Genomic DNA, 15,072 nt, shown 5'->3' with positions numbered 1-15,072 from the left:
CGAGCGGACGGCTGCCTCAGGCAGCCGTTTTTTCCTCGATGGTGGGGGTCAGTTTCAGCTGTGACGGGCTGCGCTTGGAATATTGCACCGCAATGATGCCGAGGGTGATGATGATCACCCCGATGAAATCGCTCACGCCCAGCGGCTCGTGCAGGACCACGGCCGCAATGGCCACCCCGAAGAACGGGTTGAGGAAATGGAAGGTCGCGGCCTTCACGGCCCCCATACGCTCCACCAGCAGGAACCAGACGAAGGTCGCGAGCACCCCTGGCACCAGCGCCGTATAGAGGAAGGCCACCACAAGCTGCGGCGTATAGGTGATGACATGCGGCTCGAAGAGCGCCGAGAGGAATGCCAGAGGCACCGCACCCACGAACATCTGTAGCCCCACTGTCATCAGCACATTGCCGCCCGAGGTTGCCCCGCGCACGGCGAGCGTGGCCACGGCGAGCGCCATCGCGCCCGCAAAGCACAAAGCGACGCCCATCGGGCTGACCCCGCCCGAAAGACGCGCCCCCATGATGATGGCAACGCCCGCGATCCCGAGGATCAGACCGGCAAGGCCCAGAGGTTTCATCCGGTCGCGCAGAACGATCCAGCTGAGCCCCGCCACGATCAGCGGCATGGTCGAGGCGATGATCGAGGCGACAGAGGCGCCCACCCATTGCATGGCAATGAAATTGAGCCCCAGATAGATCGCATTCTGGCACAGGCCGAAGATGATGACGCCGCGCCATTGGACCGCCGTCAGCTTCATGCTCTGTCCCATCAGCAGGGCGATGCCGCAGCCCACCACCCCAGACACGAGGAACCGGGCGGCCAGCGCCGCCATCGGGGGCGCTTCGGTGACAATTATCCGCGCCGAGGTAAAGGCCGAGGACCACATCAGGGCAAAAGCCAGCCCCATCAGAATTGCCCGAATATCCATGCTCTATCCATTCCAAACAGAAAGGGGGCCGCGCGATAACCGGCGACCCCCTTCGAGATGTCGTTTATCGACCCGATCAGACGTTGACCGAATCCTTCAGCGCTTTCGCGATGGTGACTTTAACCTGACGGTCAGCCGCTTTGGTCATGGTCTCGCCGGTTGCGGGATTGCGGACCTGACGCTCGGGGCGGTCTTTGCACATGAACTTGCCCAGACCCGGAAGGGTAACTGCACCACCTTCGGAAACTTCTTTGGTCACGATTTCGCTGATCGCGTCCAGAGCTGCCGATGCAGTTTTCTTATCCGCACCCATGGTTTCTGCCAGCGCGGTTACCAGCTGGGTTTTGGTCATCGGTTTCGACATCAAATATTCCTCTTTGTCGCCCCGCTTTTGCGGGATCAATTATCAGGCGCGAAAATCGCTCGTGGGCCTTGTAACACACGGTTTTCAGGCCGCCTGCAAGAGGTTTTCGGATCCCGCGCGCGAAAAATCGCGCGCGGGCCATGAATTTTGCATGATCGAAGGCAGGGCCGCTTCAGAGGAAGGCGGTTTCCTCGAAACTGCGCAATTTCCGGCTATGGATACGCGAGAGCGGCATATCCGAGATCAGTTCCATTGCGCGCACCCCGATCTGCAGGTGGTTGGCCACCTGTGTGCGGTAGAATTCGGTCGCCATCCCGGGCAGTTTCAGCTCGCCATGCAGCGGCTTGTCGGAGACGCATAGAAGCGTGCCATAGGGCACACGGAAGCGGAACCCGTTGGCGGCGATCGTGGCGCTTTCCATGTCGAGCGCCACCGCGCGGGACTGGCTGAGCCTTTGTACGGGGCCGGTCTGGTCACGCAGCTCCCAGTTACGGTTGTCGATGCTCGCCACGGTGCCGGTGCGCATGATACGCTTCAGCTCGTAGCCTTCGAGCTTGGTCACCTCGGCCACCGCATCCTGTAGCGCAACCTGTATTTCTGCCAGCGGCGGGATCGGCACCCAGAGCGGGAGATCGTCATCAAGGACGTGATCCTCGCGCAGATAGGCATGGGCCAATACGAAATCGCCCAGTTTCTGCGAGTTGCGCAGCCCCGCGCAATGGCCCACCATCAGCCAGGCATGCGGGCGCAGCACGGCGATATGGTCGGTCGCGGTTTTGGCGTTCGATGGCCCCACCCCGATATTGACCAGCGTGATCCCCTGACCATCGGGTTTCTTCATGTGGTAGGTGGGCATCTGCGGCAGTTTGGCCAGACCCGGGATCTCGCCCTGTGGATCGGTGATCTCGAAATTGCCGGGGGCGACAAAGCTCGTATAGCCCGAGGACGGATCGGACAGTTTCTCGCGCGCCATCTTCTCGAACTCGTCCACATAGAACTGGTAGTTGGTGAACAGCACATGGTTCTGGAAATGGTCGGCGGCGGTGGCGGTGTAATGCGAGAGCCGCGCCAGAGAATAATCCACACGCTGGGCCGTGAACGGCGCCAGAGGTTTGGTGCCATCGGGGCCGATGGTGAAGGTGCCGTTGACGATATCATCGTTCATATTGGCCAGATCGGGCACGTCGAAGACGTCACGCAGCGAGAAATCCAGCGCGCCTTCCTGCGGGATCGTGACATCGGGGCGCGAGGCCACCGCGAAATGCACCGGCATCGCGGTATCGGACGGGCCGACCTGCACCTTGATGTCGTGATTGCGGATCATCAGGTCCAGTTGCTGGGTCAGATAGTTGCGAAAGAGATCGGGCCGGGTGATCGTGGTGGCGAAGGTGCCCGGCACCGGCACATGGCCGAAGCTCAACCGGCTGTCATGCTTGAGATGCGAGGCCACGGTAATCCGGACCTCCGGATAATAGGCGCGGTAACGCATGCCGGCCCTGCCGCTTTCGAGCGTGGCGTTGAACTTCTCGAGGAGAAAGCTTGTGGCCTCGTCATAAAGCGCCTCGACACGGGCCACGGCAGCGGCGGCATCGTCAAAGAGTTCAGGCTCCGCAGAGGCCGGCATCTGGATTTCTAGGCGCTCACTCATTCAAAAAGCTCCGTCAGTTCGAATTTCGTCACATCCACAAGGCCAAGGTCAGAGATCCGGATCTCGGGGATCACGACAAGGGCCAGCAGGCTGTGCTGCATATAGGCGTTATTGAGGGTGCAGCCACATTCCGCCATGGCCTGCACCATCGCATCGGCACGCTTGGCCACGGTGGCGGCCGGATCATCCGACATCAGCCCCGCAATGGGCAGTGGCACCGAGGCCAGTTCGGCGCCATCCTTCCAGACGGAAATCCCGCCGCCCATCTCGCCCAAGCGGTTCGCGCAAAGGGCCATCATCTCGCGGTCGGTGCCCACCACGATCATATGGTGGCTGTCATGGGCCACGGTGGAGCCCATCGCCATCCGCCCCGTATAGCCGAAGCCCGAGACAAAGCCGTTGGTCACCTTTCCGGTGGCGCGGTGCCGCTCGACCAGCGCGATCTGGGCGACCTCGCCATGCGCCTCCACGCGGCCCTCGGTGACGGGCAGGGTGGCGGTCAGTGCCTTGGTCGGCGCCTGGTTTTCCACAACCCCGATCACGCGGGCGGTGACCTCATTGGCGCCCTCGGGAGCGGTGATGATGAAATCATCGGCCTCGAGCCGTTTGCCGAGCTTCACCGTCTGGCGTGCCGCAGGCGGCCAGTCGTAATGCGGGCACTCGACCATCAGCTTGCCATCCATCGCCACGGTCTGGCCGCGGGCGATGACATGGTCTACCGGCAGGGTCTTCAGATCCGAGGACAGGATGATATCGGCACGCCGCCCGGGCGTGATCGAGCCCAGCTCGCGTTCCAGCCCGAAATGGGTGGCGGTGTTGATTGTGCACATCTGCAGCGCCACCAGAGGATCTGCCCCGCACTCCACCGCATGACGGTAGACGCGGTTCATATGGCCCTCGTTCACCAGAGTGCCCGAATGGCAGTCATCGGTGCACAGGATGAAGTTGCGCGGATCCAGACCTTTCTCGGTGATCGCCGTAATCTGGCTTTCCACATCATACCAGGCGCTGCCCAGCCGCACCATCGCGCGCATTCCCTGTCGCATGCGGGCAATGGCATCGGCCTCGCAGGTGCCCTCGTGGTCGTCGGCAGGGCCACCCGCCACATAGGCGCGGAAAGGCGCCCCCAGATCGGGCGAGGCATAATGCCCACCTACCGTTTTGCCCGCCTCTTGGGTTGCGGCGATCTCGGCCAGCATCTTGGGGTCGGCATTCACCACGCCTGGGAAATTCATCATCTCGCCGAGGCCCACGATGCCCGGCCATGTCATGGCCTCGGCCACATCCTCGGGCGAGATCTCGAAACCCGTGGTCTCGAGCCCCGGAGCCGAGGGCGCGCAGGAGGGCATCTGGGTGAAGATGTTTACCGGCTGCAGGGCCGCCTCGTCATGCATCATCCGCACGCCCTGAAGGCCCAGCACATTGGCGATTTCGTGCGGGTCGGTGAACATGGTGGTGGTGCCATGCGGGATCACGGCTGCGGCAAATTCGGCAGGCGTCAGCATCCCGCTCTCGATATGCATATGCGCGTCGCAAAGCCCGGGCAGCATGAAGCGCCCCTCGGCCTCGATCACCTCCGTTTCAGGGCCTATGCAGGCTGTCAGATCGGGGGCTATGGCCGCAATGCGGCCATCGGCAATCGCGATATCGTGGCCGTCCAGCACCTCGCGGGTGTGGACATTGACCCATTTGCCCTGACGGATCACCAGATCGGCGGGCGCGCGCCCGGCGGCGACGGCGATCAGGCGCGTGGCGGCTTCGGGCCATGTTTTCAGTGTGTTCATATCCATGTCCCACTGTGCATTCGGATTTGATACAACGCAAGATGGTGCGAACATCGCGCGTTGTTTTGACGTTTCGTCCGCGCTACATCTTGCACATGACACAGATGCGAAAACCCAAGATCTCGATCACATATTGCACCGGTTGCAACTGGCTTTTGCGGGCCGGATGGATGGCGCAGGAACTTCTGCAGACCTTCACCGAGGATCTGGGCGAGGTAGCGCTGGTGCCCGGCTATGGCGGGGTCTACGAGATCCGGCTGGAGGGCGAGCTGATCTGGGAACGCAAGCGCGATGGCGGCTTCCCCGAACCCAAGGAGATCAAGCGCCGCATCCGCGACGTGATCTTCCCCGGGCGTGATCTGGGCCATATCGACAAACACAGCGAGGCAAAGCCATGAAAACCCTTCTTTCCATCGGCCATGGCTATTCGGCCCGTGCCATCGCGCCTGCGCTCATCGAGAATGGCTGGACGGTCTATGGCACTGTCCGCACGGAAGAAAGCGCGGCTCTGGCCGAGGCGCAGGGGGTGAAGCCGATTATCTGGACCGCGCCTGATGATCCGTCGGTGCTGCCTTTGGCGGAGGTCACGCATATCCTGTCCTCGGTCGCGCCCGAGCGGGGCGAGGACCAGATGGACCCCGTTCTGGCCTGTGCCGCGATGGAGATCGCCCATGCGCCGATGCTTGAATGGATGGGCTATCTGTCCACCATCGGGGTCTATGGCGACCGTGAGGGCGGCTGGGTCGATGAGTATTCCGAGCGCACGCCCTCGACCGCGCGGGGCCGCGCAAGGCTGCAGGCCGAGGAGATGTGGACACGTCTGGGCCAGATCGCCGATATTCCGGTGAACCTGTTCCGGCTGGCGGGGATCTATGGTCCGGGCCGGGGGCCGTTTGAAAAAGTGCGTCAGGGCAAAGCGCGGATTGTCGACAAGCCCGGACAGGTGTTCTCGCGCATCCATGTCGAGGATATCGCGCAGGTGGTCCATGCCGCGATCATGCGCCGCGATCTGTCGGGGGCGTGGAATGTCTGCGATGATTGCCCCATCGATCCGGGCGAGGTGCTGGCCTATGCTGCCGAGCTGCTGGGCATGCCCAAGCCGCCGGTCGTGGCCTTTGATGAAGCCTCCATGTCGCCCATGGCGCGCAGCTTCTATTCCGAATCGCGTCGGGTGAAGAATGACCGGATCAAGGACGAGCTGGGCGTGACGCTGAAATATCCCGATTACAAAACGGGGCTGAAGGCGCTGCTGGAACAGTCCGAAGGATAAGTTTCAGGCGCCTGTCATCTGGCTGTAAGGTTGGTTTTGAAAACTCTCCACAACGTCCTTCGTTGTGGAGACCTCCATGATCCTCTCGCCTTTGCGCTTCTCGGCCCTGTCATGGGGGCGTAGCCGTCTGCACGCCCGCCGCGCGCCTTTTCTGGTGATGGTGGTGCTGGCGCTTGTCGTGGCGCTCAGCCTGCCCGAGCCGCGGCGCTACGGGGATCACCTGCAGATCGCCCTGCCGGTTCTGGCGCTGGGCTGCGAGATCGCCAATGGCAATGGTTGGGAATATCTGGGCCGCTATGCGGTGCTCTTTGCCGGTATCCACGGGTCGAAACGCTCTCTCGGGGATATTCCGCTCAACACGCGGCCCAATGGCAAGCCCTATGGCTTCCCCTCGGGCCATACCGCCACCGCGACGTTCGGCGCAGCGAGCCTCGTAAACAGCTGCCTGCTGTCGAGCCCCGTGGCCAAAGGCGCGGTCATTCTGGCGGCGGCCTTTACCGGCGCGAGCCGCATCCAGTCGCATAACCATGACATCTGGCAGGTTCTGGCAGGTGCGATCTGGGGGATCTTCTGTAACGGGGCCTTCCGGCGTGACAGCTTCATGCGGCGCGGGATCGCGCGCGGGCTGCGGGCTATGGGGCGCGGTATCACGCGGGGTGGCAAGGTGGTGGCGCGGGGCAGCCGCCGTTGGCTCCGGCTGCAGGTCGGGTTGGGTGTCGAGTCCCTGTCGCGCAAGCGTCTCCAGATCAGGAAAGCAGAAAAGGTAATCTGATCCATGCGACGACATAGCGTCATGGCCGGCCTCCTCATGGCCGGTTTTTCCATATCCGCACCGGCGCTGGCCGAGACGGAGATCTCGCTCTATTCGGGCGCTCAATCGGCGCCGCGTTCGGGGGTCGCTATCTCGGACCATATCGATCTGGGCGACCGCTACATCACCGCAGGTTGGGAGGGGAGATCCTTCAGCAAACCCTATTATTGGGGCGCGCGGGTGACCCGCTGGGAAAATCCGAATTTCGGCTGGGGTGCGGAGTTCACCCATACCAAGGTCTATGCCGATAAGGACACGCTCGCTAAGGCGGGCATGTCGCATTTCGAGTTCTCGGATGGCGAGAATATCGCGACGATCAATGCCATGTATCGCTGGCCCGGCCTCTGGCGTGATCTCTGGCGGCCCGAGATCACGCCCTATGTGCTGGGCGGGATCGGGATCTCCGTGCCGCATGTGGAGACGGTGACGGCGCATGACCGCACATGGGGCTATCAGCTGGGTGGTCCTGCGATACGGCTGGGGGCAGGGGTGAGCTATGCCATCAGCACGAACTGGTCGGCCTTTGGCGAATACCAGATGACATGGTCGCGCAATGATGTGGAGTTCGATACCGGCGGCAGCCTGAAGACCGATATCATCACCAATGCGGTGAATATCGGGGTGAGTTACCGGTTTTAAGAAAGCCCCGCGTGAGGCGGGGCTTTCTTTTTAGGCGGATTGCAGGTTCAGCGGGCGCTCGCGCACGGGGAGGTGGATGATGGCCGACAAAAGCCCGACCCCCACGCCCACCCACCACACGGCGGTGTAATTGCCATACATGTCGTAGAACCTGCCGCCGAGCCAGACACCCAGAAACGCGCCCAGCTGGTGGCTGAAGAACACCACCCCGTAAAGCGTGCCCATATAGCGCAGCCCGTAGATCTGGGCGACGAGCCCCGAGGTGAGCGGCACCGTGGCCAGCCATAGTGCACCCATCACCAGCGAGAAGATCAGCACGCTGGCGGGAGTGATGGGCAGGAGGATGAAGGCACCTGCCGCGATGGTCCGGCCCAGATAGACGGCGGCGAGCAGATATTTCTTTGACCAACGATGGCCCGCCCAGCCTGCGAATACGGTGCCTGCGATATTGGCCAGACCGATCACGGCGATGGAGACGGCACCAAGCGCCGAGGTGGTCTCGATCCCGAGATTGGCGAGCATCGAGCCCGGAGCGATAGCGCCGCACATCTCGGTGACCATGGCGGGGAAATGCGCGGTGATGAAGCCCAGCTGGTAGCCGCAGGAGAAGAAGCCGATGAAAATCAGCGAATAGCTCGGGTCGCGGAAGGCCCGCCCCAGCACTTGCCCCATGCTCTCGCTCGGGCCGGGGCTGGCGGCTTCGGGGGCGCGCAGCATGGGCAGCAGCGACAGGGTGGCAAGGATCATCAGCGCGAAGATCAGGAAGACACTCTGCCAGCTCATATAGGCCAGAAGGATCTCGGCCAGAGGCGCGCCAAAGACCTGCCCTGCCGAGCCTGCCGCGGTGGCGATACCAAGCGTCAGCGAGCGGTTCTTGTCGGAGCTGGCGCGCCCGACGATGGCAAGGATGACGCCGAAGCCCGTGCCTGCGATGCCGAAGCCCACCAGCGTCTCGAGGAACTGGTGTTGCAGCGGCGTGGTGGCGAAGGACGAGAAGACGAGCCCCCCTGCATAAAGGAAGGCGCCCAGAATGATGGCGCGGCGGTCCCCGAAACGCTCGGCAATGGCGCCGAAGATCGGCTGGCCGATGCCCCAGAACAGATTCTGGATGGCGATCGCCAGCGAGAATTCCGCGCGGGGCCAGTCGAATTCCTCGGCAATCGGGATCTGGAAGACCCCGAAGCTTGCGCGGATGGCGAAGCTGAGCATCAAGATCACGGCGGATCCGACGAGGATCGGGGTGAAAAGGCGTTGGTTATGCATGGTGGCTCCTGTCTTGCGGACAGGTTTGGCAGATCGCATGATCGCGTCAAGCGGCGGCTTGTGATGGATACAATCGAAAGGGGCGCTGCCCCTCTGGCCCGTTCCGGGCCATTCACCCCGGGATATTTCTAGACGCTGGAAGAGAGGCGCTCTGCGGCGGCCCGTCCTGCCGCGAAGCCCGTGGCAAAGCAGGCGGTCAGCAGATAGCCACCTGTGGGGGCCTCCCAGTCGAGCATCTCGCCCGCCGCGAAAATACCGGGCAGGGCGCGGAGTTCGAGATCGGAGGTCAGGGCGCGGGCGCTGATGCCGCCTGCGGTGGAGATGGCTTCCTCGATCGGGAAAGGGGCGCCCAGGGGCACGGGGAGATGTTTCAGCAGCGCCGCGAGGGCTTCGGGGTCCTGTGGCAGCGGGCGGGCCCATTCGTTGAGCAGAGCCAGTTTCACGGGATCGAGCCTTGTGGCCTTGCGCAGATGGTTCGAGAGGCTCTCCTTGCCGCGGGGACGGGCGAGGCGGTCTGTCAGCGTGGCGATGTCGGTATCGGGCAGGAGGTTGAGAGCGAGCGGGTAGCCGTTGCGCAGTTTGGACGAGATCTCGTAGATCCCGCCGCCCTCGAAGCCACGGGCGGAGAGGATACATTCCGCGCGCAGGCTCTGCGCTCCGACCAGAAAGGCAATGGATTTGAGCGGCTTGCCGAAATGGGGCTGCATATGGGGTGACCATGCAACATGGAAGCCCATATTGGCAGGGCGGAAGGGGGCGAGGTCTATGTCCTTGATCGCAAGCAGGCCCGCCCAATGACCGGTGGAGCCAAGGCGGGGCCAGGAGGCACCGCCCAGAGCGAGCACGCAGACCTTGGCGTCAACGGGCTGCGGCCCTTCGGGCGTGTCGAAGAGGAAGGCGCGGCCCTCCCATCCGGTCCAGTGCCAGCGGGTGTGGCGCTGGACGCCGAGCGCGTCGAGGCGGGAGAGCCATGCGCGCAGGAAGGGCGAGGCTTTCATGCCGGTCGGGAAAACGCGGCCGCTCGAGCCGGTGAAGATATCGATACCCAGATCGCGGGCGAAGTCCTGCATTTGGGCGCTTCCGAAAGCGGTCACATAAGGGTGGATCCACGTTTCGGGATACTGCGCGGCAAGGGCCTCGGGCGGTTCGTCCTTGGTGAGGTTCAGCCCCGATTTTCCCGCCATCAGGAATTTGCGCGCAGGTGTGGGCATGGCATCGGCCAGAATGACCTTATGGCCCGCACGGGCGATCTGTTCGGCGGCCATCAGCCCTGCGGGGCCTGCGCCGATCACGAGCGCGGTCATCGTCTGGCCATCATCGAGAGCCGCAGGAAGGCGCGTTCGATCAGTGCCATCTGCGGCGCGCGCGAGGCCGAGCGAAGCGTGAGGTCGGTCTCGATCAGGATCTGGAGGGCCTCCTCGAGGCGGAAAATGCCCCAGCTTTGCGCCTGTCTCTGCATCCGGTCGCGGCGCGGGCCGAAAATCGGCGGGCGCATCTTGGCGATACCTGCTCCCGGACCACCCGGATCGGAGGCCGCGGCATGGAGCGCGCGGAAATGGCGTAGCGCCTGGATGGCGAGCGCCACCGGCTGGATGCCCTGACCGGTGAGACGGGTCATCATCGGCCCGAGCTCGTTGGCACGCCCTTCTGCCACGATATTGAGCAGATCATCGGTGCCTGCCTCGATCGTGGCGGGCGCACAGGCATGGATATCGGCGGGCGTCACCGGCGTGTTCTCGCCATGCATATAGAGCGCGAGCTTGTCCACCGTTTGCCGGAAATCCCCCGGATCGAGGGCACGGGCGAGATTGTGCAGATCGGTTGTCGCCTCGGGCGTCATCTGGGCGATGCCCGCGCGTTTGAGAATATCCTCGATTTCCTCGCGCGAGGGCGGGTCATCATAGATGCCGATGGCATAGGCGTTCTGGTGGGTCTCGAAAACCTTGCGCAGCTTGGATTTGGCGGTGAGCGAGCCGGCGGTGACGATGATCTGCGCATCGCCGCCATGCCAGTCCTTTACCGCCCCCGCGATGGTATCGGCCAGCCCGTCGGTCGCCTGCTCGACAAAGACCGCGCGCGGGCCCGGGAAAAAGCCCACGGCCTTCACCGCATCTGCCAGCATCGCACCATCACGGCGCAGCTCGGAGGCCTCGATCCGCGTAAGCCGCATCTCCTCCTCGGCCGTGGGGCCAAGGAGCGCCTTGATCACCTCCTGCCGCCGCAGGGCCACCCGCATCGCATCGGCCCCGAAAATCAGGAGCCCCATACGGTCGGGGTCGGGCTTGGCAAAATAGCGCGTGGCGGCAATGCCGGTGAGTTTCATGCCGGTCTCTCTATCAGCCTTGTCAGAGGCCTATTCGGGAAGCGATCCGGCCTGTGCCAGAAGGCGTGTCACGGTCTGGTCGGCCAGAATGGTCATCAGCCGTTTATGGGCATCGCGCTCGGCGGTCTGGGTGGCCACGATCGTGCCGGTGGCCGACCAGCTGGTGAAGGAGGCCACGCGGCCCGTCAGCAGCACCGCATTGCTGGCAGTGTCGTAGAGCCGGTAGGTGGCCGTGCCGTTGAGCGAATAGCGGTTGGTGACGTCATCGCGGCTGATCGCCTGATCCATCACATCGGTCGTGATGGTGTAGGACAGCCGGTAGCGCGGGGAGGTGGCGGGATTGAGCCGCTCCGAGATGCGCCGGACATAGGCGAAATCATCCGTCGTTTGCGGGGCATCCACCTCGACGCCGGACAACAGCTTGGCCCCGCCGCCCTTGGGCCCATAGGCGGGGGTAAAACCGCAAGCGGCGAGTGCGGGGGCGGCAAGCGCCCCCAGCAGGAAGGTTCGGCGGTTAGATGACCACATTGACGATACGCCCCGGAACAACGATCAGTTTCTTGGGCTGACCACCGGCCAGCGCCTTTTGCACATGCTCGTCTGCCAGAACCAGTTTTTCAACCTCGTCTTTGGGCATATCCTTCGGCACGCTCAGTTCCGAGCGGCGTTTGCCATTGATCTGGATCGGCAGGGTGACATTGTCATCCACCACCAGTGCCGGATCGGCCTTGGGCCATGCGGCTTTGACAACGAAGCCCTCGCCGCCCATCAGCGCCCAGATATCCTCGGCCAAGTGGGGCACCATCGGCGACATCAGCTGGGCGGTCAGCTTCATGGCCTCACGGCGCGCGGCGTTGGAGGCGTTCGTCTTCGACAGGGTATTGGCCTGTTCGTAGAGTTTCGCGATGGCCTTGTTGAAGGCGAAGCCCTCAATGGATTTTGTGATCTCGTCGATGGCCTTATGGGTCGCGCGCAGCAGATCCTCGTCGGCTTTCGCGTCACCATCAACCCCTTCGGCAATGTCATTGGCGATGCGCCAGACACGGGCCAGGAACTTCGAGGCCGCTTCCGCACCCGCAGCCGTCCATTCGACATCACGCTCGGGCGGGCTGTCGGACATGACGAACCAGCGCGCGGTATCGGCGCCGAAATCGCGGATGATATTCATCGGGTCCACGACATTGTTCTTCGATTTCGACATCTTGGCCGAGGGCACCACGGTGACCTTTTCGCCGGTGGCCTTCACATAGGTGCCATCTTCACGCTCCTCGACCTGTTCGGGATAGTGATAGACAGGGCGTCCATCGGCACCGGTGGTCTTGAAGATCGCATGCGTCACCATGCCTTGGGTGAACAGCGCGTTGAAGGGCTCGCGGGCGCTGTCGGGCAGGTGGCCCGTCTCGTTCATCGCACGGGCGAAGAAGCGCGAATAGAGCAGGTGCAGGATCGCATGCTCGATGCCGCCGATATACTGGTCGACATTCATCCAGTATTTGGTCTCGTCGGTGGTGGGCGTATCGGCGCGCGCGCAAGTGAAGCGCGAGTAATACCACGAGCTGTCCACGAAGGTGTCCATCGTGTCGGTCTCGCGCTTGGCCGCCGTGCCACATTTCGGGCAGGCGCAATCGCGCCATGTCGGGTGACGGTCCAGCGGGTTGCCGGGCACATCAAAAGTGACGTCATCGGGCAGGCGGACGGGCAGGTTGGCCTTCGATTCGGGAACCACGCCGCAAGTCGGGCAATGGACAACCGGAATCGGGCAGCCCCAATAGCGCTGGCGCGACAGGCCCCAGTCGCGGAGGCGGAATTTGGTCACGCCTTTGCCGAAGCCCTTGTCTTCCGCAACCTTGATGGCAGCCGCCACAGCTTCTTCACCAGTCTGGACTTCGGCGCCCGCGAAACCGCGGATGTAGCGGACCTTCTCGGTCTTGGCGGGCACGAAGGCCTCGGTCAGCGCCGTCTCTTCCGCGCCCTCGGCTGCGAAGACCGGCGTGATTGGCAAGCTGTATTTGGTGGCAAACTCGAAATCGCGCTCGTCATGGGCAGGGCAGCCGAAGATCGCGCCGGTGCCATAATCCATCAGGATGAAATTCGCGACCCAGACCGGCAGTTCCCAATTGGGGTCCAGCGGGTGTTTCACGCGGATGCCGGTATCGCGGCCCAGCTTCTCGGCGGTCTCGATCGCTTCTTCGGTGGTGCCGCCCTTGCGGCACTCGGCGAGGAAAGCGGCAAATTCGGGGTTGCCCTTCTCCAGCTCTTTCGCCAGCGGGTGATCGGGCGAGATCCCCACAAAGCCCGCACCCATCAGCGTATCGGGGCGGGTGGTATAGCACTCGATGGTTTCAAAACCCGCAGGCGCGTTCAGCGTCTCGAAGCCGAATTCCAGACCCTGCGACTTGCCGATCCAGTTGGCCTGCATCAGGCGCACCTTCTCGGGCCAGTCCTTCAGATTATCGAGGCTGTCCAGGAGATCGCCGGCCATATCGGAGATCTTGAAGAACCATTGCGTCAGTTCCTTACGCTCGACATCTGCGCCCGAGCGCCAGCCCTTGCCGTCGATCACCTGCTCGTTGGCCAGAACCGTCATATCGACCGGATCCCAGTTCACGATGGCGTTCTTGCGGTAAACCAGACCCTTTTCGAGCATATCAAGGAACATCGCTTGCTGCTGGCCGTAATATTCGGGGTCGCAGGTCGCAAATTCGCGCGTCCAGTCCAGCGAGAAGCCCAAGGGGCGCAGCTGGCCCTTCATCGTCTCGATATTGGCATAGGTCCAGTCCTTGGGGTGACCGCCCGAAGCCATCGCCGCATTCTCGGCTGGCATCCCGAAGGCATCCCAGCCCATCGGGTGCAGCACGGCCAGACCGCAGCTCATTTTGTAGCGGGCAACCACATCCCCCATGGTGTAGTTGCGCACATGGCCCATATGGATGCGCCCCGACGGATAGGGGAACATCTCGAGCACATAGTATTTCTCTTTATCGGCATCCGGCTTGGCGGTGAACACACCGGCCTCCGCCCATGCGTCTTGCCATTTCTGTTCGGATTGGCCCGGTGCGTATTGCGCCATGTCTCGCCCCTTGAGCTGCGAATAACTGTCTTTGGGTGCTTGCTACACTGTCCACAGGGCCAAGGTCCAGACAGCTTGGGGAGAAAGCATGGCTGCAATGCAAAACGCCCGACACTGTGGCCGGGCGTCTGTCGGGGATGTCGGGAAGCTTTACAGCTTCGAATCGGCCACACGGATCTGGCGGGCACGGGTCAGGATCGCATCCTCGACCGCCTGCACCGTTTGCGCCGAGACCGCGCCGCCGCGGCTTTCCAGCGAGACTTTCAGCGAGCGCGCATCGAGAGCCGGATCGGTCACATGGATCGTGGCGCGGTAAGCGCGCCCACCACCCGGAGGGGTGCCATAGCCCGTCACGATCACGCCGGTGAAGGGATCGACCGACTGGATCGGCAGGAAGTCGAGCACTTCGAGGCTGGCTTGCCAGATGTATTTATTGACCTCGACGGTCACATTCGGGTCGTCATTGTTCTTGAACAGATCGAACAGGGTCGAACGGGCACCACGATCTGCGGGGTCGGTGCGCACTTCGGTTCCGACATCACCACTGATATGCGATTCCGAGGCTACATCGCGATAGCCACCTTCGGGCGCGTTTTTCTGATTCCATGCAATGCCTTGGCCGCAAGCCGCCAGAGACAGGATAAGGCCGCCGAGTGCCGTCATACGGATGGTCTTTTGGATCGTCATCAAAACGCTGCCCCCTGATCGCCTGCCACGCACTCTATATACATGTGCAGGATCTAGTATCGTCCAATGATTTTGTCCTTATCTTATGGGTCATGGGCGGACAAGGCATTTCCCCGCAATCATTTGTCATCTGGCGGTGGTCCCGCGGCGGGGATCCGCCCGATGGCTCGCAAACGGGGTGTGGCAAGAGTGCACCACGAAAATGTGCCTGTGCTCACGGGGCTTTGCTTTTCGTTGCAATGCGGACTGGGGGAGGCGAAAAGACTGCATACCCAATTCGGATTT

Annotated in this window: 14 protein-coding genes; 4 read left to right on the top strand and 10 right to left on the bottom strand. The window is 62.8% G+C overall.

Going from position 1 to position 15,072, the window contains the following annotated elements:
- Positions 1 to 16: 16 nt before the first annotated feature.
- The 4 genes from VSX56_RS15420 to ade form a co-directional block, all read right to left on the bottom strand.
- Positions 17 to 928, bottom strand: a complete 912-nt coding sequence (locus tag VSX56_RS15420) for a DMT family transporter (RefSeq protein ID WP_350938426.1) — start codon at positions 926 to 928, stop codon at positions 17 to 19.
- A gap of 76 nt (positions 929 to 1,004) precedes the next feature.
- On the bottom strand, positions 1,005 to 1,292 hold the full coding sequence (locus VSX56_RS15415; RefSeq protein WP_339113828.1) for an HU family DNA-binding protein: 288 nt from the start codon (positions 1,290 to 1,292) through the stop codon (positions 1,005 to 1,007).
- A gap of 172 nt (positions 1,293 to 1,464) precedes the next feature.
- Positions 1,465 to 2,940 carry an AMP nucleosidase gene (locus VSX56_RS15410; RefSeq protein ID WP_339113827.1) on the bottom strand — a complete coding sequence of 492 codons (1,476 nt, stop codon included), beginning with the start codon at positions 2,938 to 2,940 and terminating at the stop codon, positions 1,465 to 1,467.
- Entirely contained in the window at positions 2,937 to 4,730 is a 1,794-nt protein-coding gene (gene ade / locus VSX56_RS15405; protein ID WP_350938423.1) for an adenine deaminase, read from the bottom strand. The genes VSX56_RS15410 and ade overlap by 4 nt, the downstream gene beginning before the upstream one ends.
- A gap of 89 nt (positions 4,731 to 4,819) precedes the next feature.
- Between ade and VSX56_RS15400 the strand changes: the two genes are divergently transcribed.
- The 4 genes from VSX56_RS15400 (at position 4,820) to VSX56_RS15385 (ending at position 7,444) form a co-directional block, all read left to right on the top strand.
- The gene (locus VSX56_RS15400) at positions 4,820 to 5,122 is read left to right on the top strand and encodes an Rdx family protein (protein WP_339113825.1); all 303 of its coding nucleotides are present in this window, start codon (positions 4,820 to 4,822) and stop codon (positions 5,120 to 5,122) included.
- Entirely contained in the window at positions 5,119 to 5,994 is an 876-nt protein-coding gene (locus tag VSX56_RS15395; RefSeq protein ID WP_339113824.1) for an SDR family oxidoreductase, read from the top strand. The genes VSX56_RS15400 and VSX56_RS15395 overlap by 4 nt, the downstream gene beginning before the upstream one ends.
- Before the next feature lie 76 nt (positions 5,995 to 6,070).
- Positions 6,071 to 6,766, top strand: coding sequence for a phosphatase PAP2 family protein (locus VSX56_RS15390; RefSeq protein WP_350938421.1), 696 nt, complete (start codon positions 6,071 to 6,073; stop codon positions 6,764 to 6,766).
- Between the two features lie 3 nt (positions 6,767 to 6,769).
- Complete coding sequence (locus tag VSX56_RS15385) at positions 6,770 to 7,444, top strand: outer membrane protein (RefSeq protein WP_350938419.1); 675 nt, start codon at positions 6,770 to 6,772, stop codon at positions 7,442 to 7,444.
- Between the two features lie 30 nt (positions 7,445 to 7,474).
- Here the strand turns inward: VSX56_RS15385 and VSX56_RS15380 are convergent, their stop codons facing one another.
- From VSX56_RS15380 to VSX56_RS15355, 6 genes are all read right to left on the bottom strand, one after another.
- Positions 7,475 to 8,707, bottom strand: a complete 1,233-nt coding sequence (locus tag VSX56_RS15380) for an MFS transporter (protein ID WP_339113821.1) — start codon at positions 8,705 to 8,707, stop codon at positions 7,475 to 7,477.
- A 128-nt stretch (positions 8,708 to 8,835) separates the two neighbouring features.
- Positions 8,836 to 10,011, bottom strand: a complete 1,176-nt coding sequence (locus tag VSX56_RS15375; protein ID WP_350938415.1) for a TIGR03862 family flavoprotein — start codon at positions 10,009 to 10,011, stop codon at positions 8,836 to 8,838.
- Entirely contained in the window at positions 10,008 to 11,030 is a 1,023-nt protein-coding gene (holA, locus tag VSX56_RS15370) for a DNA polymerase III subunit delta (protein ID WP_350938413.1), read from the bottom strand. The genes VSX56_RS15375 and holA overlap by 4 nt, the downstream gene beginning before the upstream one ends.
- Before the next feature lie 30 nt (positions 11,031 to 11,060).
- Entirely contained in the window at positions 11,061 to 11,558 is a 498-nt protein-coding gene (gene lptE / locus VSX56_RS15365) for an LPS assembly lipoprotein LptE (protein ID WP_339113818.1), read from the bottom strand.
- A complete protein-coding gene (gene leuS / locus VSX56_RS15360; protein WP_350938411.1) occupies positions 11,545 to 14,100 on the bottom strand; it encodes a leucine--tRNA ligase in 2,556 nt (851 codons plus the stop codon). Before leuS ends, lptE begins: the two co-directional genes overlap by 14 nt.
- Before the next feature lie 150 nt (positions 14,101 to 14,250).
- The gene (locus VSX56_RS15355; protein ID WP_339113816.1) at positions 14,251 to 14,787 is read right to left on the bottom strand and encodes a DUF3576 domain-containing protein; all 537 of its coding nucleotides are present in this window, start codon (positions 14,785 to 14,787) and stop codon (positions 14,251 to 14,253) included.
- Positions 14,788 to 15,072: the final 285 nt, after the last annotated feature.

Source organism: Thioclava kandeliae, assembly GCF_040297545.1.
GTDB lineage: Bacteria > Pseudomonadota > Alphaproteobacteria > Rhodobacterales > Rhodobacteraceae > Thioclava > Thioclava kandeliae.
This window is presented reverse-complemented; position numbering and strand designations above follow the sequence as displayed.

Bases quoted from the DNA above. Each gene is read 5' to 3' on its own strand.
- leuS (WP_350938411.1), bottom strand. From the start codon at position 14,100: ATGGCGCAATACGCACCGGGCCAATCCGAACAGAAATGGCAAGACGCA.
- VSX56_RS15380 (WP_339113821.1), bottom strand. From the start codon at position 8,707: ATGCATAACCAACGCCTTTTCACCCCGATCCTCGTCGGATCCGCCGTG.
- holA (WP_350938413.1), bottom strand. From the start codon at position 11,030: ATGAAACTCACCGGCATTGCCGCCACGCGCTATTTTGCCAAGCCCGAC.
- VSX56_RS15415 (WP_339113828.1), bottom strand. From the start codon at position 1,292: ATGTCGAAACCGATGACCAAAACCCAGCTGGTAACCGCGCTGGCAGAA.
- VSX56_RS15355 (WP_339113816.1), bottom strand. From the start codon at position 14,787: ATGACGATCCAAAAGACCATCCGTATGACGGCACTCGGCGGCCTTATC.
- VSX56_RS15410 (WP_339113827.1), bottom strand. From the start codon at position 2,940: ATGAGTGAGCGCCTAGAAATCCAGATGCCGGCCTCTGCGGAGCCTGAA.
- ade (WP_350938423.1), bottom strand. From the start codon at position 4,730: ATGGATATGAACACACTGAAAACATGGCCCGAAGCCGCCACGCGCCTG.
- lptE (WP_339113818.1), bottom strand. From the start codon at position 11,558: ATGTGGTCATCTAACCGCCGAACCTTCCTGCTGGGGGCGCTTGCCGCC.
- VSX56_RS15385 (WP_350938419.1), top strand. From the start codon at position 6,770: ATGCGACGACATAGCGTCATGGCCGGCCTCCTCATGGCCGGTTTTTCC.
- VSX56_RS15395 (WP_339113824.1), top strand. From the start codon at position 5,119: ATGAAAACCCTTCTTTCCATCGGCCATGGCTATTCGGCCCGTGCCATC.
- VSX56_RS15390 (WP_350938421.1), top strand. From the start codon at position 6,071: ATGATCCTCTCGCCTTTGCGCTTCTCGGCCCTGTCATGGGGGCGTAGC.
- VSX56_RS15420 (WP_350938426.1), bottom strand. From the start codon at position 928: ATGGATATTCGGGCAATTCTGATGGGGCTGGCTTTTGCCCTGATGTGG.
- VSX56_RS15375 (WP_350938415.1), bottom strand. From the start codon at position 10,011: ATGACCGCGCTCGTGATCGGCGCAGGCCCCGCAGGGCTGATGGCCGCC.
- VSX56_RS15400 (WP_339113825.1), top strand. From the start codon at position 4,820: ATGACACAGATGCGAAAACCCAAGATCTCGATCACATATTGCACCGGT.